The 22,567-nt window shown below is 44.3% G+C and carries 13 protein-coding genes; 2 read left to right on the forward strand and 11 right to left on the reverse strand.

The window, feature by feature from the left end; translation table 11 throughout:
* Nucleotides 1-544: 544 nt before the first annotated feature.
* The 6 genes from M3180_RS15160 to M3180_RS15185 form a co-directional block, all read right to left on the reverse strand.
* Nucleotides 545-1,252, reverse strand: coding sequence for a glycerophosphodiester phosphodiesterase (locus M3180_RS15160; protein WP_251668988.1), 708 nt, complete (start codon nucleotides 1,250-1,252; stop codon nucleotides 545-547).
* Nucleotides 1,249-2,064: an HAD family hydrolase gene (locus tag M3180_RS15165; RefSeq protein WP_251668990.1), complete on the reverse strand. Its 816-nt coding sequence runs from the start codon at nucleotides 2,062-2,064 to the stop codon at nucleotides 1,249-1,251. Before M3180_RS15165 ends, M3180_RS15160 begins: the two co-directional genes overlap by 4 nt.
* Before the next feature lie 99 nt (nucleotides 2,065-2,163).
* Complete coding sequence (locus M3180_RS15170; RefSeq protein WP_251668991.1) at nucleotides 2,164-3,021, reverse strand: carbohydrate ABC transporter permease; 858 nt, start codon at nucleotides 3,019-3,021, stop codon at nucleotides 2,164-2,166.
* The gene (locus M3180_RS15175) at nucleotides 3,011-3,973 is read right to left on the reverse strand and encodes a carbohydrate ABC transporter permease (RefSeq protein WP_251668992.1); all 963 of its coding nucleotides are present in this window, start codon (nucleotides 3,971-3,973) and stop codon (nucleotides 3,011-3,013) included. The genes M3180_RS15170 and M3180_RS15175 overlap by 11 nt, the downstream gene beginning before the upstream one ends.
* Entirely contained in the window at nucleotides 3,966-5,315 is a 1,350-nt protein-coding gene (locus M3180_RS15180) for an ABC transporter substrate-binding protein (RefSeq protein WP_251668993.1), read from the reverse strand. The genes M3180_RS15175 and M3180_RS15180 overlap by 8 nt, the downstream gene beginning before the upstream one ends.
* 97 nt (nucleotides 5,316-5,412) lie before the next feature.
* Nucleotides 5,413-5,967, reverse strand: coding sequence for a glycerol-3-phosphate responsive antiterminator (locus M3180_RS15185; protein WP_251668994.1), 555 nt, complete (start codon nucleotides 5,965-5,967; stop codon nucleotides 5,413-5,415).
* 440 nt (nucleotides 5,968-6,407) lie between these two features.
* Here M3180_RS15185 and M3180_RS15190 point away from each other — a divergent pair, with 440 nt between their 5' ends.
* Nucleotides 6,408-7,829: a polysaccharide deacetylase family protein gene (locus M3180_RS15190; RefSeq protein ID WP_251668995.1), complete on the forward strand. Its 1,422-nt coding sequence runs from the start codon at nucleotides 6,408-6,410 to the stop codon at nucleotides 7,827-7,829.
* A 98-nt stretch (nucleotides 7,830-7,927) separates the two neighbouring features.
* Here the strand turns inward: M3180_RS15190 and M3180_RS15195 are convergent, their stop codons facing one another.
* Nucleotides 7,928-8,803: a cell wall hydrolase gene (locus tag M3180_RS15195; protein ID WP_251668996.1), complete on the reverse strand. Its 876-nt coding sequence runs from the start codon at nucleotides 8,801-8,803 to the stop codon at nucleotides 7,928-7,930.
* A gap of 265 nt (nucleotides 8,804-9,068) precedes the next feature.
* Between M3180_RS15195 and M3180_RS15200 the strand changes: the two genes are divergently transcribed.
* Complete coding sequence (locus tag M3180_RS15200) at nucleotides 9,069-9,551, forward strand: nucleoside deaminase (protein ID WP_251668998.1); 483 nt, start codon at nucleotides 9,069-9,071, stop codon at nucleotides 9,549-9,551.
* A 749-nt stretch (nucleotides 9,552-10,300) separates the two neighbouring features.
* On the opposite strand, the gene M3180_RS15205 is transcribed toward M3180_RS15200, so the two are convergent.
* The 4 genes from M3180_RS15205 to M3180_RS15220 form a co-directional block, all read right to left on the reverse strand.
* A complete protein-coding gene (locus M3180_RS15205) occupies nucleotides 10,301-12,418 on the reverse strand; it encodes a glycoside hydrolase family 3 protein (protein WP_251669000.1) in 2,118 nt (705 codons plus the stop codon).
* Between the two features lie 435 nt (nucleotides 12,419-12,853).
* Nucleotides 12,854-21,430, reverse strand: a complete 8,577-nt coding sequence (locus M3180_RS15210; protein ID WP_251669002.1) for an Ig-like domain-containing protein — start codon at nucleotides 21,428-21,430, stop codon at nucleotides 12,854-12,856.
* 87 nt (nucleotides 21,431-21,517) lie between these two features.
* Nucleotides 21,518-22,048, reverse strand: coding sequence for a phage tail protein (locus tag M3180_RS15215; protein WP_251669011.1), 531 nt, complete (start codon nucleotides 22,046-22,048; stop codon nucleotides 21,518-21,520).
* A gap of 10 nt (nucleotides 22,049-22,058) precedes the next feature.
* A complete protein-coding gene (locus M3180_RS15220) occupies nucleotides 22,059-22,562 on the reverse strand; it encodes a phage tail protein (protein WP_251669014.1) in 504 nt (167 codons plus the stop codon).
* Nucleotides 22,563-22,567: the final 5 nt, after the last annotated feature.

Below are 22,567 nucleotides of genomic sequence, written 5' to 3' on the forward strand. Positions count from 1 at the left end.
GTGACAACATTTCCATATCCAATCAAAAATTTAATGTGCACAGTTTTCTGATTACATTATTCGAAGACAAAACTAACATCATTTAATACGTCTGGCATAAAGCAACACTTTAATAATAAGACTCACAAAAAATAACAGGGTTAAACCAACGATCATCCAAACTTTAACGTCCCACGAAATATCGAGAGCATTAATAATAATAAAAATTCCCACTAGAGCTGCAGGTATTAAATAATCCTTATCTTTCTTAATCCACGCATAAACACAAATACCGATAAACAATACCCAGAGGAAGTAATATTCTATCAAACCCATCACCTATTTCTTAAATAGCAGTATAAGCTTTATAAAATTTTTCGTTAGTTATGTAAATTGTTTCCAATATTAATATAAAGAATTAGATAGCCTCAATGCAATACTAATATCATAATTACAAGCGATATATGAGTAAATACTCTGTAAATAAAAAAGGAGCCTTACTGGCTCCCCTCGAAACTATATAACGTAGCTACTTATTCTAAATATTCAACATCTATGCTCCTTCCTACGCGCCCTGATACACCTTCGCCCAGCCTTCAAGATTGTTCGTGCAGATGAGCACATCTGGATAATTCGACTTCAAAGTCTGCAGCTGATTCTCGTCATCCGGCGTCCAAACCATAAGCTGAATACCATGTTTCTTAGCCTCCTCAGCATACTCTGGCGTAAGAAACACATATTTTAATGACAAATACTTTACTCCTAGCTGCTTCATAAACGGAAATACCGCTGGCGTCGCACCATAAATGACGAGGCCTAGCTCTATCTCGGCATCTAGCTCCCTGGCACGCATGATGGAGTAATGATCGAAGGAGGTGAGAAACACCTGCTCCTTCATATCCACAAGCTTGATCACCTCGATGACTGCTGCTTCAAGTCCAGCATGCATGCTGCCGGTTTGCTTCAGCTCGATATCAACGAGCATTCGATCCTTTACAAGCAGCAGCGCTTCCTCCAAGGTTGGAATCTGCTCTCCACCCCCGGCATCAAGCTTACGCAGCTCCTCCAACGTAAAATCCTTTACTGCGCCTGTTCCATTCGTCGTACGATCCACCGTAGGATCATGAATGACGACAGGTACACCGTCCTTTGTAAGATGAACATCGAATTCCAGATGCGTGAATTTCAGCTCAAGCGCTGCACGAAAGCCGCGCAGTGTATTTTCTGGATGCTTAAGTGGATACCCTCGATGGGCTAAGCCTCGTATTGTCATGTGATCATGCTCCTTCCATACACGAGATTGTTTATCGCCTCTACTACGCCTGCACCGTAGGATGCAGAGCAAATATAGTCGGCAGCAGCCTTTAGCTCAGCCGGACTATTCGCAACTGCGACACCAACGCCAGCTGCTTCCAGCATCGGCAGATCATTCATCTGATTGCCTATCGCCATCATGCTGGCTTTATCAATACCGAGCATATCCGACAGTCTCTCAAGTGCCTTTCCCTTGCTCGTCTGTGCCGATATAAGCTCCATATAATTAGGCTCCGATTGGAACTTTTCGACGATATGATTAAGCTCCTGTGACCATCGGCTCCATAATTCTTCAATCGCCTCAATCTCGCCTAGCAATATGACTTTCTCAAGCTCACCTGCTCTCCAGCTTGAATCATTAACGGCAACGAGATTACACTTGATTCGCTCCTTATGCTCGAATGCCTCAACCTCCTCGTTCTTAGCAAAGCATTCGATGTGGTCTTCACGGAACAGCAGCACCATCAGTCCATGCGCATGTGCATCGATCACCATCTCTGCCATGACTGCCGCCTCCAGACATATCCGTTCGATTTTCTTTCCTGATACCGCCAGCACTGCTCCGTTGCATAGAATGACAGGTATCTCAATTCCTATTTGATCAATAATAGATTGTGCTGTAAGCAAAGGACGGCCAGTTGCTATCGTGAACAGGCCGCCCTGCTTTTTATAGGCTTGAATAGCCGTAATTACCTCATTAGGCAGCGAATGATCCGGCCCGAGCAATGTGCCATCCAGATCGCTAACAATACTGCGAATATTGCTGTCCACTTTCCCTTCCTCCTCGGCCCGCCGCCAAGGAACATAGGCTTTCTCCAGTACTCAACCTGCTCCTTATTATAGCGTTACAACTAATATATTAGCGGTGTCTTATTTAAATGTTGAGTTCGCCATTGCTGCTACAATATGCTTTTGCATTAAGCTGTAAACGACAATGATCGGCAATATCGCCATAACACTTGCAGCCATAATAATGTGGAAATGCAATGATTCATCACCAGCAATCGAGTCGCGAAGGAACGCGATACCGATCGTCAGAACCCGCATATCACTCGAATTTGTCATGATAAGCGGCCAGAAATACGAGTTCCACGCTGCAATAAAGATCAATACGATAAAGGTGACGATCGTTGGCATCGCCATAGGCACAAGCATGCGATAAATGAGTGCAAAACGACCAGCACCGTCTACTCGCGCTGCCTCGAGCACATCATTGTTAAGTGATTTGAACGATTGTCGCAGCAGGAATATACCAAAAGCAGATGCGCCATTCGGTACGATTAACGCCCAGAACGTATCCAGCCAACCGAGCTTGGACATCATCACATAGACAGGTATGAACGTAACTTGATCCGGCACAATTAAGGCTGCCAGTACGAGCAGAAACAAAAACTCTTTCCCCCAGAAGCGTCCTTTGGCAAAGGCATATGCTGCCCATAGTGCAACATTAAGCTGCAAAATTATTAAGCCAATAGACATGATGAGGGTATTGGAGAAGTATTTAGCGTATGGAATAACGCGAAATGCCTCAGCATAGTTTCCCCAAGAAAAGGTTTCTGGCCATAGGGTCGGTACAGCTAATCGCATCTCCGCCTGTGTTTTTAGTGAGCTTACAACCATCCAATAGACAGGAAATAAGATGATAAGGGTGACCGCCACCGCTAACACGACTCGTATGAAGCTGACCACTTTACTGTTCTTTTGTCCAGCCATTCTGCTATCCCTCATAATGCACCTTCTTCCTGCTGATGAACCACTGCAATGCTGTAAGAAGCAATATGATCACAAAGAAAATCATAATAAGCGCCGATGCTCTGCCTGTTCTAAATTGCGAGAACGCCATCGTATAGATCCAATAGACAACCGCATTGGACGCATTCAAAGGTCCACCATTCGTCATAATATCAATCGATTGGAATACTTGCATCGATGATATAAAGGTCGTAATGACAAGGAATAGCGTCATCGGGGACAATAATGGAAGGGTAATATGACGGAATAGCATCCATCTATTCGCTCCATCAATGGCAGCTGCCTCATAGTAATCTGCAGGAATGCTGCGTAGACCCGCAATAAATAAGATCATTGCAAAGCCGACTCCCTTCCACACCGACACGACAACTAGCGCTGGCAGTACTGTACTCGGATTAATGAGCCATTCTACGGGATCGATGCCGAACATCGCCACAACACGGTTCAGCAAGCCGTATTTCCCGTTATAAATCCATACGAATACCATGGCAGCTATAACCATCGAAATATAGTATGGCATAAAGACAATGCCTCGCATAAAGGCATAGAACCGTGACGATACATTAAACAACAAAGCGAGCAACAAGCCAATCGCTAATGTTAATACGACATCCATAATCGTATACGTAAACGTAATTTTAAGTGATTGATAGAAATCCTCATGACCTAGCAAATACGTATAGTTATCTATACCAACAAACTTCTTGACCGGTCTCGTCATATTCCAGTTCGTTAAACTAATATAGAACGAGTTGACAAGAGGATAGTACAGAAAGACAGCCAATAATGCTATGGCCGGTAAAGCGAACATAAAATCCTTCCACTTCTCCAGCGCAGTTCTCCAGTTGCGTACAGAAACCGGCGTCCGTGTGGACGCCGCTAGCTTCAATTCTTGTTTATTGTTATTGTTCATAAGCTTATCACTCATAATCTGCCAATATCTCGTTAATTCTCTCTGCTGCCTGCGGCATTAACATAGCAGGGTCTACATTGTTCAGAGCAAGCTCACCAATCACTTCGATGTAATGTGTTCTGAATTCTGGATACGCAATATGCTGTAGACGTGGCGTTACATCGTCAAAATGCTCGAACACAGCTTCATATTGCGGCCATCTTTCAAAGTATTGCTTGCCTTCCTCTGAATCGATGGCAGATTTACGAGTTGGAAGATAGCCCACAGATTCTGCCCACTTGATGTTGTGTTCAGCCGACGTCATATGCTCAATAAACTTCCAAGCTGCTTCTTTTTCCTCATCGCTTGCTCCATCCATCATCGCAATCCCTGCACCACCGATGTTAGAGATACGTTTTACATCACCTGGAACAAAGGAAACACCAATTTCAAAGTCAGCGTTCTCTCTGTACATTTTAATGTTCGCAGATGTATGCTGAACCATAGCGATTTCGCCACCTAGGAACATTTGACGCATATTATCAGAAGCGCCCTTACCATAGCCGATATGCATGTAGCCATCCGTTTTCCATTTGTAGAAGTTTTCGATATAGCGCATCGATTCAGGTGTTTCTACTGCAGAAGCAGATTGATCGTCTGTTAAGATTTGACCACCGCCATTGATCATCCATGGATCAAAGTACCAAGCATCCCAGCCAGGCACAGAGAACGCATAGCGAGTCGTTTCACCGTTTTCCTTTAGCGTTACGGCTTCGTTAAACGCATCGATATCATCCCAAGTTTGCGGTGGCTGTACACCAAGCTCATCCAGCAACGTTTTGTTATATACGAATACACTAGTACTTACGATTAGCGGGAAACCATATTGCTTGCCATTGAAAGCATAGGCATTAATCATACCCTCTGAGAAATCATCCATTGCTGTGTTGTCGCGTAGTATCCATGGTGTCAAGTCTGTAAACACACCGCTATCACCGAACGTAGGCAGAGAAGATACCTCAACATTCGTTACAGCAGGAACATCATTCGCAGCTACAGCTGCTTGAAGCTTTTTGTGAAGATCAGGATAACCGCCTTGGAATACAGGCTCAACCGTGATGTGAGGATATTTCTTCGAGAACTCCTCAAGCATGTAGTTCAAGCCCTCCATCTGAGCTTCTGCGTGAGAGTGCCAGTATTGGATCGTGATAGGCTCTGTACTCTCTACAACCTTCGCCGCCTCCACTGGAGCTGGCGCATTGTTAGCATTGGCGCTAGATTGCCCTCCGTTATTCGCATCTCCACTGCCACATGCTGTTACGACAAGGGCTAGTCCACCAGCCATCATCGTAGTCATCCACTTCTTTTTCGTCTTCATTGCTTGTCATGCTCCTCTCGAGAAAATTGATTTGCTTGCTTCATCTTGATGTGTGGGTTTTCTCAGCATCTCCACCCGTATTAGAACATTCGTTACTCTATAGCCAGTACCGCTTATCGCCTATTGAGACGTAATCTGCACCGTATTCAAGCGCCTGACGAATTTCCTCTTCGTGCCGAATCAGTCCGCCTACAATTAATGGGCAGCTAATCTTCTGCTTCAAGTCTTTAATGACCCTTGGCATTAATCCCGGCATTAGCTCAACCTCATCAGGCTGAACCTGTCCGATCATTTTAATCGCCGTATCAATAGCTGCTGTGTCTATTCCAAATATGCGCTGAATCGAGCGAATTCCAACTTGTCGCGCAGCCGCAATCATATTCGATTTCGTCGAGACAATGCCATCTATTCCAAAGGTTTTACTAAGATATTGAACGGTGGAAAGATCTCTTCCAAGACCGCTCACCATCTCTAGATGCACATGCACCTGCTTACCAGCCTTATGTAAATCAGAGATGATCGAGGAAAGCGTCATGATATCTCCGGTCATCAAATTAACTCGCTTCACCTTGCTCTTCAATACCGCTTCAATCTGCTCTTGCTTCGTAATTGATGCGATAATAGGCAACTCTTCTAATTGTTGTTCGACCATGGTGCATCCCCCTTTCACTTTTTAAACTATATCCCCTCCATATTTTTTCGATGTTAACGTAGTGTGAAATATATGTAAAATAAAAACCCAATCTAGCATGTAACGTTAATGAGGAATTATCCTCGTTACATTAAGCTAGATTGGGCTTTCTCATAGGTTTTACCCTTATTTCATTGGTTTTCGACTTACTATTCAATCATTTACGCAGTATTATTGTGACGTAAAGCTTTTGTAAATATCGCCCATACGTACATAATGATAGACAAGTTAGATCGTAGAGAGGCTAGCAAATGATTAAGTATGGCTAGATGGCCTGTTCAACGCTCTTTATCGTATGTGGAAAAAAACAACTGTAATATTGGTTCTTTATATCGTTGTAACGTTAATTTTACAGGTGTATAATTACACCTTACAGCATGAAATTCTAAGGAGTCTATATTATGAAACGAGCATCTATTATAATCTTATTTTTACTAGGTATGATCATTTTACTAACCCTTCTGTATATGAATGATAAGGACTCCAACCCCAATAACAATATGAAAAATGATTCTACAGCTGTAGAAGAGCATACCAGTACTGAACAATCCAATTATAGAGGAATTCATATCGTTACAGATATCCATGATGAAGCGCTATATAAACTAGCAATTCATTACCCTGAATTTGATAATACTTCACTGAACGAAGCGATTCGAGAATATATAACCGTTTCTAAACAACAGTTTTTGGAAGAGGTTGAGCTCAACAAACCATTTCTAAAAGAGAACATAGCAGAGCTAAACCTATCCTTCGATATCTACCCTGTCATTAACAATATTTACTCTATTGTTTTGTCAAACAACAGTTATGTTTCTGGAGCAAATGGTTCACAAAGCTCAAAGGTTTTAATTGTTGATGTTGATGAAGGCAGATATATCTCACAACTAGAGATCATAAAAGACACAATAGAAAATAGAGCTACGATATACAAGCTTCTATCTAAAGAGTTTGAGCAATCTGAGGAGTATAGTATTTTCTTTTTCCAAGACTACTTAAAACAATGGATTGATGATAACCATCCTTTCTCTAATTTATATCTCAATAACCATTCACTCGTGTTTAAGTTTGATAAATATCAAGTGACAGCCGGTGCTGCCGGTTCACCTGAAATCTCTATCCCGATTGATAAGGTTAAAACGCTCTTTACTGATGAATGGATAGAAAAGCTTAAAATTAATATTGATAACATGCCTGAAAAGCCAATCGTTCCAAGTCCTACTCCCTCTGAAGGTAAAGAACCTGCAACAGAAGTACCCTCTAACAAAAAACGAGTGGCACTCACTTTTGACGATGGGCCACACCCAGTCAACACCGTCAGCATTCTTAAACTTTTAGAGAAATACGAAGCAAAAGCAACCTTTTTTATGCTAGGAAATAGAGTTGATTTTTACCCTGAAACAGCTAAGAAGGTCGCAGATCAAGGACATGAAATTGGGAATCATACATGGGATCATAAAGATCTAACGACATTGGATCATGAGGAAATGATTGAAGAAATAAATCGGACGATAACTGTTATTAAGCAAGCAATCGGCCAAGAGCCTACTGCTTTTCGACCGCCCTACGGTGCGATGAATGATAAAGTAAAAGCAGCATCAACTGATCTACCTATCGTGTTATGGAGCATCGATACATTGGATTGGAAGTCCCATGATCCTGAGGCGGTGCTGAAAATCGTTAAAAGCAATGTTAAGGATGGTTCAATTATTCTTATGCATGATATTCATAAAACTACAGTAGAGGCCGTTGCATTAGTATTAAAGTATTTACAAGATGAAGGCTATGAGTTTGTTACTGTTTCTGACCTGAAAAGCAGTTAAGTGCGGCTACACATATAATTGAATATGAAAGCACAACAATAGTTATAAAAAACTCCTGCGCTTAACTCTATGAATATGAGTGCGCAGGAGTTTTCTATTTATTTTGCGAATACATGATTACCGATTTTAGTCGTTACTGGACGACTTCTCACCCAAGCATTGTCCGTTTTATCCGGATTGTAGAATACGACCGCGCCCATACTAGGGTCAAAACCATTAATCGCTTGCTGTACGGCACGTTTCGTTTCCTCACTTGGTTTCACCGTATGTATTCGTTTATCAAGCACCGGTGAATATTGATAATATGCTTTCCCATTATAATATTCTACTTGAAAGACCGTATCGATAATATTGCTTGGCCATGCTGGATCCTCTACTCGGTTCAGAATAGACGCAGCGACAGCTACTTTGCCATCGAAGCTCTCTCCACCTGCTTCAGCCTCTGTAATTTGGTTTAGCCAGTAAAGCTCTTCTTCTGTTGGTTGATTCGTATTCGTGTTCGATAAAGCAACGATACTGCTTTCTTGTGTTGAGAGGATTGCAGCTCTAAGCTTCGAGTCATATCTAACATGCAAACCCAGCTTTTTAGCCGTATAAGCTAGTGGAACATAGGATACACCGCCAACAAGTACGGTCTCCGTATCCAAATGATCTCTAGACCAGCTACCTTGCGCCACATGCTGGTAGTCAGTGTAGCGCTTACTTACAGGATATCCGATTTCAATTGAAGCATTTCTTAGTATAGCCGCTTGATAGCTTGGACTCCAGTTCACGGTTACACCTAATCTTTGGAAGAATCTCGCGGGTACAAGCTGATATCCATGTTGATTGATTACAGTTGTTTTAATTGGTTCATTGTCAATATATACGGTCGTGCTAGTAGGTGTTTGCGCCGAAACGCTTAATGCTGGCCAAGTTAATACCACCATGAGCATAAGCACTACTGGTAACTTCCAACGTTTACTTGCTATCACTTCCACCTCCTTCATCTCGCACCATTATACGACAAAATAGCTTGTCAACTAGGTTCCAAATAAAGGATAATGAGAGACGATATTCTATCAAATTACGCTGAATACCGACGTTATGCGGATTTCTACTCATTCAATTTTTTGACTCTTAAAATGATGAGAGCTTTCTAATGTTTACCGTAGCGTATTTATAGTATAAGAGTGTTAATTGAGCTGTTGCAATTTACTATAAAGTATAATTTTGGAATCATGGCTAGGAGGAGATTTTATGATTAATGAGATCGATATTAAGCATTTAACACGCTGTGTTGAGCTAGCTAAGACTGCACTTGAGCTAGGTGATGAGCCATTCGGTTCGATTCTCGTTTCTTCAGGTGGAGTTGTGCTGTTTGAGGATCACAACCATGTAGCAAGCGGTGATCATACACAGCATCCTGAATTCGCCATAGCACGCTGGGCAGCTGAGAATATGACACCTGATGAAAGAGCGAATGCTACCGTATATACGTCCGGCGAGCACTGTCCGATGTGTGCTGCCGCACATGGCTGGGTTGGGCTAGGACGGATCGTTTATGCCAGCTCGAGTGAGCAGCTATCTCAGTGGTTGAGCGAGCTGGGTGCTGCACCGTCCCGCGTTCGTAACCTGCCGATCCAAGAGGTTATTCGCGATACGATCATCGATGGACCCGTTCCTGAGCTTGCAGAGCAAGTGCATGAGCTACACCGTCAGTTTCATAGTAGTCGGCGTTAAGTATTAGCGGACAGCAGGCGCTCAGTGTGGTAGGCCCTGAGTAGCTGCGTGCTGTGTGATCAAACTAAGGGGCGATCATGTAGCTTGGTGCGGGTTGGCGAGATGGCGAGTTGAGCCTCGGAGTGAGCGGCGACCCGTAGGCTGAGGCGGAGTTGGCGAGAGCTGAGTATGCGAGTTGTACAGGCTGCGTACGGCGTCCCATAGGCTGAAGCGGAGTTGGCGAATTGAGCAGGCAGCGTGCAGCGACCCGTAGGCTGGGGCGGAGTCAGCGAGTTCTGAGTAGGTCGCAGTGTGCGGTGACCCGTAGGCTGGTACAAGTTGGCGAGTTGAGCCTCGCAGTGAGCGGTGACCCGTAGGCTGGGGCGGCGTTTTGTATGAAATTTCACATAAAACCTGCTCTTCGTGGGCTAATTTAAGGGATTTGTATGAAAAATCATACAAATCCCCCTCTTCTTCCCTTTTAGCTATTACAGTTATATGAAAAATCATATAAACTTGCAACAATAGTAGATATCTATTATGTTTTATATGATTTTTCACACAAATTCAAAAGGTTCCTCCATCTTTATCTCTTAATTGTCGGCTAGCTCAACCTTACCTGGATAATATTTCAAGTCCGTCATTACAATCAGCGCAAGTTGATTGCACAAAGCAAAAATCGGATACAACAAGCATAGAGTAACTAAAAAAGCTGCCGAGATAGTCAGCTTACTCTGACTCTCGACAGCTTTTTTTGATCTACATTCTACCTATTCATAGTTCAAGCCATGACCAAGCTTGTACTGATTGCCATCGCAATCCTTATAGATATAGCTCAATCCATTCGGCATATATTTATCCTTGTCGTAGCCAGGCACATCGTTTCTCGATACCGACTCACCATTTTGATAAACGGCGATAACCTCTTCATTGGCTGGCAAAGTAAGCGGCAGTACACCAGTTGGCTTGTGATTTCCTGCAATCACCTCAAGCTGCGCATTAAAGAATGTATCGTAGCCTGCAATTAACGCATCTGCCATCGGTTCAATATTGCCTAAGATCCATGGCAATATAATATTCACGCTCATCACTACTTTGCCTCCACGGCTATGAATGCTATCTGCTACTTCTTTAAGATGCTTCATGCCAGAAAGCGTTGTTTCCTGATACAACGTACCGTCAAGTCCAGATACCACTTTATCCTCACAAATTTCAAGCTCTAACAATCCAAGTGTAGCGTTGAAATATGAGCCTGATTTCGGATGTAGGAACAGAACAGCTACATCTGCTTCTTCATAGTTGTTGGTAAGGGTAAACAAGCCCAGCTCTTTCGCTTCATCTCTTGCTTTTTCTGTATAAGCAGCAGCTCTCTCTGCTTCCTTATGGAACACTTCAATATATACGCTTCTGCCTTCAAGCTTGTCCTTCGTTAACGGCAACGTTTGGTTAGAATTTTTCAATACGGTAACTGATTTTTTATGTGCTTCATACGCAGCTTCCCAGTGCTCCTTCGTGCTAACCACTTCAGTCGCTTTTTGTGGCTCATTGTACGTACGATCATCAAACAAGCCTAACGCGAACATTTCTGTCAACAGTCGTACATTGGCTTCATTAATGCGTTTCTCACTAATCCAGCCTTTGCTAACCGCTAGTTTTAGATTTTCAATATCGTTCGTATCTGCAATAATATCCGTACCTGCATTGATTGCCTTGGCAAAACGTTCTGCCTCACTATGCTTCTCCATGCCCCAGCTCATATTGTTAATAATACCGCTGTCGCTATTGATATAGCCTTTGAATCCAAGCTCCCCGCGAAGAATATGATTCAAGAAATAGTGATTGAAAGCAAAACCGACCTCTTCAAAAGGAATATCTTCGCCTTCAAATTGCTGAACAACACTTTTCTTGATGCTTGGTATAGAGTAGTACGGCATGATGGAGGATGCTCCATGCTTTGCTGCTGCTCTAAATGGTGGAAGATGATACTTTTCTAAGCTTCCCGGTGTCGGGTATAGGTTCCATTTCCCTTCCTCATAATGCGGGTCAAATCCATTTTCACGTGCGCCACCACCAGGAAAATGCTTAATCGTCATCGCGATGCTATGCTTTCCTATTGTTTCACCTTGAAATTCCTTAATAATACGACCAATAGCATCCGCAATAAATTCTGGATCCTCACCAAAGGTTCCATAAGTCCGCTGCCATCTTGGATCGGTCACAACGTCAGCCATATACATATAGCCTTTTCTTAATCCAGTCACATCCCATTCTTTACGTGCAATGCTGGCAAATTGGCTAATTAAAGAGCCATCGCCTCCATTTTTAATATCGCCTTTCGCCGCTGCAGCTAGCCCAAGTGTTCCTGGCCAAGTGGAAAAGATACCGATCGCATCATTCATGCCAAAAACAGCTTCCCCATTTTCATTACGTGAATTGGACGTCACAAGTACAGGTATACCTAGACGAGTACCCTCTGCAACCTCATTCATCGCATTAATCCACTCTGCCATATCAGCAGGACTAAAGTTATCTCTTAAAATAAAGTGTCTTAAATTTCTGTTTTCTATTGTATGGGTCGTTCCATATACTTTGCTTGTCGCAAAGATGGTTTCGCCTTTTTCGATAATGCCTTCATCTAATACTCCGTCATGACTCGTCTTGCTTTTATCTTCCTGTGCAAGCCCCATTTTTCGAGAGTTAATTAGCATCATGCCTATTTTTTCGTCCATATTCATTAAGGATACAAGGTTTTCTGCACGTTCTCTCGGCGTTAAGCGCCAATCTTCATAAGGGTCTAATCTCCCATTATTATTAAGATCTTTAAAGGTTAATCCCTCTTGTTCGATAAGCTGCTTTTTTCTTACAACTAATTCTGGTTGCTTCTGCAATGAAAATTCACTCCTTAGCTACTTAATAAATAGTGTCTATATAAAAAGCAATTACTGTAAACCAATTAAACATCTTGACACTCGTGCTTGAATGCTAAAACGATTGGAAAGCATTCTACTCAATCTAATCATCTTATTATGGTATTGGAATAAGAAGGGTATACACTTCAAAACTGAGCTCATTCGTTTCAATTCATGCCACGAATACATATCTCATATTAACCGTTTTCATTTGTTAAATTTGTCACATACCTCTATAGCATTCTTTATAGCTACATTACCGTTCATTATTATACAGCTAAGCGTAGATAATAGCTTACACTACAGTTGCACGTTTTTATAATATAATTGCCAAATTGCATTGCAAAAAAAAGCTGCTAGAAAGTCAATTATTACTGACTTTCTAACAGCTAATCATGTTAGTTAAAGCTTACTTTAGTGTTCTGATGGTGAGTGCTCTACTGAAGCTTCAAGAATATCACCATAAGCCCAGTGATCCATAGCTACATCAGAATATGGATTTTCGAGTCCTTTTAACGGTTGACGCTCAAACATTCTATTTAATGCACTAACCGCTTCTGCTCTTGTAAGTGCTGCATTGGGACGGAAGGTGCCGTCTGGATAGCCTTTCATTGCCCCTTTTTCCAGCATACTTCGCATGCTTCCATATGCCCAGTGACCCTCGATATCGTTCACAGTATAAGCATGCTCTCCTCGCTTGCCATCCAATAGTCGTACGACAGCATTAGCAAATTCTGCGCGAGTAACCGGCTGATCTGGTCTAAATGTGCCATCAGGATAACCATTCATTAGGCCAAGCTGCTGAACATTAGCCAAATACTGTGCCGACCAATGCGTAGCTGCTACATCCCGATATGATGTTGAAGGAGCATTGGACTTAAGCTCATCAGATAATAATCTTGAAAGCATAGCCGCCAGCTCTCCACGGGTCACTTTACGATTAGGAGCAAAGGTCCCGTCCGCATAGCCACTTACATATGATGTATGATTCCCTGCATCGAAGCTGAATATTGCAAATGTGGTGAAGCTGCTCATGTCAATCTCGATGCCTTCAGGCTTACCATTAACGTCGTATACTAGCTTTCCACGCTGTACGTTTACTGCTCCTTCACTACTTTCCATATATACAGCAAGGGAATTGAGCAGCTGCTGCAATTGTGTCTTGTCCTGTGGAAGCTCGATGCCTAGCAGCGGAATAGTAGCTTTTGCTTGAGTAATGGCATTAATATTCACCGGTGTACCAACATGTTTAATATCGCCTCCACCAGTAATAGCGTTCACTTGCTCACTAGCGGCAATGCGCTTTGCTATTTCTCGTCTTACCGACTCATTACGACTTGGAACGATACTGAAGCTCAAGCTTTTGCCTTGCTGCTCTACTTGCTGCAATGTTTGTTGCGATAATGTGATCGCAGCGTAGTCAGTAACAATGTTTACGGATAAACCACTTGTAGCTAGCTTCTTGATAAAATCACGCTCAATAGATAAATTAACCTCATCTACAGGTTCGTTCGGTATATCATCAATGAGTACATGTATAAGTTTGTTTTCTATTGTCAGTGCCTCTTCAACAATATCCATTGCATGATTACCATTCAGCACAACCATATCCTCGATTTTACCTGCTTGGTTTCTTACACGGACGATGTCGACCTGCACGACAATATCTTTACTATGCCCATCAAATATTATAGAGGCCTTGCGAGCATTTTCAGGTGTCACTGGTACTGGCTGAGTTGGTATACTCGGCTCGGATACATCTATCGGAAGAGATGAATCACTTGTCAAACCGTTAACGGTTTGCGTTACATAATAGCCTTGACCTGGTAATACTCCTTGGAAAACGAACATCCCATCAGGGTCAGCCGTGCCTTGCTCCCCAACCTGAGCCTGCTTATCATCGTACAACGTCAACGTCGCGCCAGGTATTGCATCACTAACCGCTATCGTGCGATCCCCTGTGCTTCCAGCTACGGTTACAGCTGGTGGTATGACGATGACTGTTCTCTCAACTGCAAGCGCTGCGTTGCCCGCTTCGTCCTCAACATAATAAGTAACGGTATGCTCACCAATGACATCGGTATCGACATTATTGGTGATGACAATACTAGAGGTCAAATCACCTTGTCGAGTATCCAGAGCTGTAGCTCCCTCATCAGCATAATTTGTACCGAGTACAATTCGAATGCTAGATTCTCCAATTAACGTAATGACTGGTGATGTCGTATCGACCACTAGTGTTATGACTGTGGAATCTGTGCTTGTATTACCCGCTGCATCCGTTGCTGTCGCGGTAATGCTGTGCGTTCCTTCCTCCCATGCAATGGTTGGTATAAACGTCCAATCACCGTTTTCATCTGCTGTGGTCGTCCCTTGTGACTGGCCATCTCTAAATACTTCCACTACACTGTCCGCTTCAGCCGTTCCACTAATTGTCGGTGTCGTGTCTGCACTTACGTTTCCATCACTTGGACTTACTATGCTTGGTGCACCTGCTGCTGTTGCATCAATCACTAGTTTAACGGCTGCTGATTCATCGCTTGTATTACCCGCTGCATCCGTTGCTTTAGCCGTAATACTGTACGTTCCATCTGACCATGCGCCGGTTACTGTAAACGTCCAATCACCGTTTTCATCTGCTGTGGTCGTTCCTTGGGAATCGCCGTCTCTGAATACTTCCACTATGCTGTCTGCTTCAGCCGTACCAATGATTATCGGTGTCCCTTCTGTGCTTACCGTTCCATCACTTGGACTCGTAATGCTTGGTGCAATTGGTGCGGTTGCATCAATCACTAACGTAACGGCTGCAGATTCATCGCTCGTATTACCAGCTGCATCCGTTGCTCTCGCGGTAATGCTATGTGCTCCATCCGACCATGCGCTGGACAGTGTAAATGTCCAATCGCCGTTTCCATCTGCTATGGTCGTCCCTTGTGAATCGCCATCTCTGAACACTTCCACTGTGCTGTTCGCTTCAGCCGTACCACTGATCGTTGGTGTGGCATCAGTGCTTACTGCTCCATCACTTGGACTCGTAATGATCGGTGCGGTTGGCGCTGTTGCATCAATCACTAGCTTAACGGCTGCAGATTCATCGCTCGTATTACCCGCTGCATCCGTTGCTTTAGCCGTAATACTGTACGTTCCATCTGACCATGCACTGGTTGGTGTATACGTCCAATCGCCGTTTTCATCTACGACTGTCGTTCCTTGTGAAGTGCCGTCTCTGAATACTTCCACTGTGCTATCTGCTTCAGCTGTTCCACTGATCGTTGGTGTCGCATCAGTGCTTACTGCTTCATCACTTGGACTTGTAATGCTTGGCGCACTTGGTGCTATTGTATCAATGATTATCGTTGTTGCAACTGATTCGGCGCTCGTATTACCCGCTGCATCCGTTGCTCTCGTGGTAATGCCGTGCGGTCCATCCGACCATGCGCTGGATGGTATAAACGTCCAATCGCCGCTTCCATCTGCTGTGGTCGTTCCTTGTGAGTCGCCATCTCTGAACACTTCTACTACGCTGTCTGCTTCAGCCGTACCACTGATCGTTGGTGTCGCTTCAGCATTTACTGTTCCTTCAATTGGACTCGTAATGATCGGTGCGGTTGGTGCTGTAGCATCAACGACTAGCGTTACCTCTGTGGAGTCCGTACTTGTATTGCCCGCTGCATCTGTTGCTTTTGCAGTAATACTATACGTTCCATCCGACCATGCACTGGTTGGAGTAAACGTCCAATCACCGCTTCCATCTGCTGTGGTCGTCCCTTGTGAAGCACCATCTTTAAACACTTCGACTGTGCTGTCTGCCTCAGCCGTACCACTAATCGTTGGTGTCGCATCAGTGCTTACTGCTCCATCACTTGGACTCGTAATGATCGGCGCACTTGGTGCTATCGTATCAATGACTAGCATGACTACTGCAGATTCATCGCTTGTATTATGCGCTGCATCCGTTGCTCTCGTGGTAATGCTGTGCGGTCCATCCGACCATGCGCTGGACGGTATAAACGTCCAATCGCCGTTTTCGTCTGCGATTGTCGTTCCTTGTGAGACACCTTCTCTAAACACTTCGACAGTGCTGTCTCCTTCAGCCGTACCACTAATTGTTGGTATAGCTTCATTGCTTACTGTACCATCACTTGGACTCGTAATGCTTGGTGCACTTGGTGCTGTTGTATCAATAACTAATGTTACTTCAGCAGATTCAACGCCTGTATTACCTGCTGCATCCGTTGCTTTAGCAGTAATGCTGTGTGTTCCATCCGGCCATGCACTGGTCGGTGTAAAGGTCCAATCACCGCTTCCATCTGCTGTGGTCGTCCCTTGTGAATCGCCGTCTCTGAACAGTTCCACTGTGCTGTCTTCTTCAGCCGTACCTCTAATTGTTGGTGTTGCTTCATTACTCACTTTTCCATCGCTTGGACTCGTAATACTTGGCGCACTTGGTGCTGTTGTATCAATACTAATTGTAGTTGCCAATGATTCGGCGCTCGTATTACCTGCTGCATCCGTTGCTCTAGCAGTTATGCTGTGCGTTCCATCTGACCATGCACTGGTCGGTGTAAAGGTCCACTCGCCGCTTCCATCTGCAATTGTCGTCCCTTGTGAATCGCCATCTCTGAACACTTCCACTATGCTGTCTTCTTCAGCCGCACCACTGATCGTTGGTGTTGCATCAATGGTTACCGTTCCATCACTTGGACTCGCAATGCTTGGCTCACTCGGTGCTATCGTATCAATGACTAGTATGACTGCTGCAGATTCGTCGCTTGTATTACCCACTGCATCGGTTGCTCTAGCAGTTAAGCTGTGCGTTCCATCTGACCATGCACTGGTCGGTGTAAACGTCCAGTCGCCGCTTTCATCTGCGATTGTCGTTCCTTGTGAAGTGCCATCTCTGAACACTTCCACTATGCTATCTGCTTCGGCATTACCAATGATTGTTGGTGTCGTATCATTACTTACTGCTCCATCCGTAGGACTCGTAATGCTTGGTGCATTGGGAGCTGTTGCATCAATGACTAGTATGACTGCTGCAGATTCGTCGCTTGTATTGCCCGCTGCATCGATTGCTCTTACGGTAATACTGTGCGTTCCATCCGACCATGCGCTTGTCGGTGTGTAGCTCCAGTTCCCGCTTCCATCTGCTATTGTCGTTCCTTGTGAAGTACCTTCTCTGAACACTTCAACTGTACTGTCTGCTTCGGCAGTACCGCTGATCGTAGGTGTCGCAATTGCGCTTACCGTTCCATCACTTGGACTCGCAATGCTTGGCGCACTTGGTGCTGTCGTATCAATGATTAGCATGACTGCTGCAGCTTCAACGCTTGTATTGTCTGCCGCATCTGTTGCTTTTGCAGTAATGCTGTACGTTCCATCCGACCATGCGCTTGTCGGTGTAAACGTCCAGTCGCCGCTCCCATCTGCTGTTGTCGTCCCTTGGGAGATACCATCGCTGAACACTTCTATCGTGCTGTCTGCTTCAGCCGTACCACTGATCGTTGGCGTCGCTTCTGCGATTACTGTTCCATCCATTGGACTTGTAATGATTGGCGCACTTGGTGCTATCGTATCAATCGTTAGCACGACTGCTTCTGAATCGACGCTCGTATTACCTGCTGTATCCGTTGCTTTTACAGTAATACTGTACGTTCCATCCGGCCATGCGCTTGTCGGTGTAAACGTCCAATCGCCGCTTCCATCTGCTATTGTCGTCCCTTGTGACACGCCTTCTCTGAACACTTCCACTGTGCTGTCTGATTCAGCGGTACCGCTGATTGTTGGCGTCGCTTCTAGACTTACTGTACCATCTATTGGACTGTCAATGATCGGTGCTGCCGGTGCAGTTGTGTCGATGATTACCGATATTGTTGCAGATTCGTCGCTTGTATTGCCCACCGCATCGGTTGCTTTAGCGGTAATGCTATACGTTCCATCCGACCATGCGCTGGACGCTGTAAACGTCCAATCGCCGCGTTCATCTGCAGTTGTCGTCCCTTGTGAATCACCATCTCTAAATATTTCTATTAAACTGTCTTCTTCTGCTGTACCATTAATGCTTAACATCGCGTCCGAAGTTACTGCTCCATGTAATGGACTCGTAATGATTGGTGCGATTGGTGCTGTCGTATCAATTGTAATGGCTACTGCTGTAGAGCTATCACTAGTATTGCCTGCCGCATCAACTGCTTTAACCGTAACAGTATGCGTTCCATCCGACCAGTTGCTTAGAGGCGTATAGGTCCAATTTCCACTTCCATCTGCTACTGTCGATCCGTCTTCCGTGCCACCTCTATAAACAATCACTGTGCTGTCCGCTTCTGCTGTCCCACTAATCGTTGGCTTCGCATCAGCGCTTACTATAGCTGAGCTTGGATTCGTGATGGTCGGTGCTTCCGGAATTGTTGCATCAATTGTCAGCAATATTGCTGCAGAGTCAACACTACTATTTCCTGCTGCATCAATTGCTCTAGCCATAATACTATACGTTCCATCCGACCATGCGCTCGTCGGAGAATACGTCCAGTCCTCACTTCCATCTGTTGTTGCCGTGTCTAATAGCACACCATCACGATAAACCTCTACCGTGCTGCCTGCTTCAGCTCTTCCGCTAATGCTCACCATCGCATCGGAGCTTAGTGTCCCAGTCAGCGGGCTAGTAATGGTCGGTGCGTCTGGCGCTATCGTATCGATTGTTATGGCTACTTCTATCGAATCATCACTTATATTGCCTACCTTATCCGTTGCTTTAGCGGTTATTCTATATGCTCCATCTAGCCATTCATCTGCCGGTGTAAGGGACCAATTCCCTTCTCCATCCACTAAAGCTGTACCTTGTGAATCGCCTTCTCTAAACACCTCTACCGTGCTGTCCGGCTCTGCAGTACCGTTAATTTCTGGCTGTGTATTGGCTGTTATTGCACCATCAATAGGGCTTATAATGATCGGTGCACTTGGTGCTGTTGTATCAATCGTCACTGTTACTGGCGCAGAGTCAACGCTTGTATTCCCTGCGGGATCTATTGTCATTACATAGATGGTATATGTCCCATCAGTCCAGTTGATTATATCTGTAAACGACCAGTCTTCACTTACCTCTGCTCTTGTCGTTCCTAAAAGAACACCATCTCTATACACATGCACCATGCTGCCCGATTCAGCTGAACCACTAATCGTTGGTAATGCAGCTGAGATAACTGTACCATCACTTGGGCTAGTAATGATCGGCGCCTCAGGTGCTGTCGTATCAATGGTTATGGATACTGAAGCAGAGTTAACGCTTGTATTCCCAGCGACATCCGTTGCATAGGCAGTTAAGTTATATGACCCTTCAGACCATTCAGTTGCCGATGTAAACGACCATACTCCGCTTCCTTCAGCTGTTGTCGTTCCTAGTGACTCACCATTCCTCATTACTGTTACTGTGCTGCTTGGTTCCGCTGTACCAATAATAGTTGGTGTTACGTCAGAGGTTGCCGTTCCTGCGCTCGGAGATGTAATGTTCGGTGAAGTCGGTGCTGTCGTGTCTATAGTTATGGATATCGCCGTAGAGCTCAGACTTGTATTGTTTGCAGCATCCGTTGCGGTAGCTGTTATGCTATACATTCCGTCCATCAAACCAACAGATGGATTGAACCCCCAGTCTCCACCAGAAGTAGCTGTTACTGTACCTACTGAGGTACCATTTATGAATATTGTTACTGTACTGCTTGCTTCTGCTGAGCCGCTAATATATGGCTTGGTATTGGTTGTAATTGTACCATCAGCTGGAGTATTAATAACCGGTGCAGCAGGTCGGATATCATCGACCACACTAATCGCAAATCGACCCTCGAACGTAGCACCTGCTTCGTCAGTCGTTCGTATACGAACGGAATACGTCCCAGGAGTTAGACTCTCGCTCGTACGAAGCAAATTACCGCTAATTTGAAATTTACTATTATCGTCATCACCTTCTCCGCTAACCAATGCATAAGTATGACTATCTCCTACATCTTGATCCGTCGTTGACAGCACCCCTACATCTGCACCACTTCCAGCACTTTCACCAATGGTCGTAGCGCTTAGTTGTAAATCTGTTGGTAGGCTATTCAACGTTTGTACGGCCAGCTTTGTAACTGTCAATTGTAAATTACCTAGTTCATCCTCTGCGACCACATATAAATCATAAGCGGTGTTTCCTATCAAGTCTGGTATGAGATAGTCCACATCGGTAGATGCAGTATCTACGTTAAAGCTTCCAGAAAGTGCTGGCTCACCAGTCTCTTGCTGTCCTGCCTTTACCTGTTCATTACTTGGAGCTTGAGACTCGCTAGCTACCAATACATAATAGACAGTACCTGGCTCATTCAACTGAGCCCTCAAGGTCGCACTATTTGAAGTAACATTAAATATATTAGGCGAGGCACCTGTAAAAACAGGTGGATCTTCATCAAGAGGCGCCCCATATTCGATGACAAGCTTAGGAGCATATTCAGGATGATCATTATTCGCAAAAAAGAATGATGAATCGTCTGAGGATAAAACGAAAGAAATGGTTCCACTTGGTGGCCCAATATTGCTCGGATCCATTAATAAAGGGCTAACATCTATACTGTACTTTGCATTCTCAGGGTAATACTCTATTGGACTGCCTAGAGACACGTTCACAGATGGACCTGTTAGCCCTGGTAGTAGTGGTGCTCCATTGGACCAGCTATTTTCAGCTACTGCCACATTCATTTGCTTCGCAATTCCACTTTCACCAGTCAACTGTAAATATGCCGAAGTTACGGATCGATCAGTATCAATACCTGAAAATTTCAATGCAGATAAAAACTCTAACGTATCATCTTTACCTACGAGGATATTAGGACCAGCCCCATCAGTAATGTCAGTTGCGGGCAATGCAATTGTTTCAGACGCTATTACTGGTTTTGTTAATGATGAAGTAATAATAAAAAACAACAAAAAGCTAATTGTAAGGCTTAAAATAACCTTAGTTTTCATATACCTTAAGCTCACCTCCTAGAATTTAAGTATGATGCACAGACGAAAGCCACCCTGCGTACCTATCGTGAGGGCGGCTTTCTATAGTTAACTTCTTGGTGGATAGATCCCTTCTAGTGCAATAATATAGGTTAATCCTACATATGGTTGCATGTTGTTATGTGGCTGACTAATACCCGCACTGCCAACGGCTTGTTGACTCATAGCTGAATTAGGCGTGGAATCATAAGGCTTGTATGGGGATATCGCATTTTCACTTCCCCATATCGCATTCGTTGGATCAGCCGTAGCTGTCGTTGATGACGATACACTAGTCCCGTTAGGGATATGTGTATGGCTTGGAATCTGATTTACGGTTAGTGTCTCTGTCGCCTGTCCTATACTAGCTCCAAGCTGTCTAGGGGTAAGACCTGGACCGCTACCTTGTCCAATCGCTGCTCTCCCTTGTAAATTTGGTAAAGCAAATGTTGTTTTTCCATCACCGCCATATATATTTCCTAATATAGAAAAAAGTGCGGTGTTCTGTTGAATGTTTAATATCTTACCGTCACACCGTGCCCAGCCTCTCGGCGCAAAGTTTCCAGCAAATAGTCTAATCTCTCCAATGAACGGTTCCATAATACACCTCCTATGGTCTTGACGGAAAAACGCCTTGTATTGCAATACAATATGTCAATGTTGTGTATGGCTGCATATTCGTATGGGGTTGACTTCCACCCGCGACACTAAGCGCTGAAGGATTCAACGAAGTGTTGACTGTAGCAGCATAAATGGGACGAGAATCAGGAGTTTTCCCCCATACGTTACCGGCAGGGCTAGGCAAGCTTGCTCCATTTGTACTTGCTTGAGCCTGATGACTATGCTGTGGCATTTCAGTGATTATTAACGTATGGTTCGTCTCACCACCCCTAGAACCCACTGGGTACTCATTATTCCAATCAATTGGAGTACTTCCTTGTAGATTAGGTAAGGCGAAGGTCGTTGTTCCATTGCCACCATAGGCTGTACCTAAAATAGCATATAAAGCTGAATTTGAAGCTATTTGCAAAAGCTGACCATCACATGGAAGCCACCCTTTAGGGATTAATCCAAAGGCAAACATTCTGATCTCACCTAAAAACGGTTCTGACATCCCCA

Origin of the sequence: Paenibacillus camelliae (assembly GCF_023715345.1) — a bacterium.
GTDB classification, from domain to species: Bacteria; Bacillota; Bacilli; order Paenibacillales; family Paenibacillaceae; genus Pristimantibacillus; species Pristimantibacillus camelliae.

Coding starts and splice junctions, on each gene's coding strand:
- M3180_RS15210 (WP_251669002.1), bottom strand. CDS start 21,430: ATGAAAACTAAGGTTATTTTAAGCCTTACAATTAGCTTTTTGTTGTTT.
- M3180_RS15220 (WP_251669014.1), bottom strand. CDS start 22,562: ATGTCAGAACCGTTTTTAGGTGAGATCAGAATGTTTGCCTTTGGATTA.
- M3180_RS15160 (WP_251668988.1), bottom strand. CDS start 1,252: ATGACAATACGAGGCTTAGCCCATCGAGGGTATCCACTTAAGCATCCA.
- M3180_RS15175 (WP_251668992.1), bottom strand. CDS start 3,973: ATGAGTGATAAGCTTATGAACAATAACAATAAACAAGAATTGAAGCTA.
- M3180_RS15200 (WP_251668998.1), top strand. CDS start 9,069: ATGATTAATGAGATCGATATTAAGCATTTAACACGCTGTGTTGAGCTA.
- M3180_RS15180 (WP_251668993.1), bottom strand. CDS start 5,315: ATGAAGACGAAAAAGAAGTGGATGACTACGATGATGGCTGGTGGACTA.
- M3180_RS15185 (WP_251668994.1), bottom strand. CDS start 5,967: ATGGTCGAACAACAATTAGAAGAGTTGCCTATTATCGCATCAATTACG.
- M3180_RS15215 (WP_251669011.1), bottom strand. CDS start 22,048: ATGGAACCGTTCATTGGAGAGATTAGACTATTTGCTGGAAACTTTGCG.
- M3180_RS15190 (WP_251668995.1), top strand. CDS start 6,408: ATGAAACGAGCATCTATTATAATCTTATTTTTACTAGGTATGATCATT.
- M3180_RS15170 (WP_251668991.1), bottom strand. CDS start 3,021: ATGAGGGATAGCAGAATGGCTGGACAAAAGAACAGTAAAGTGGTCAGC.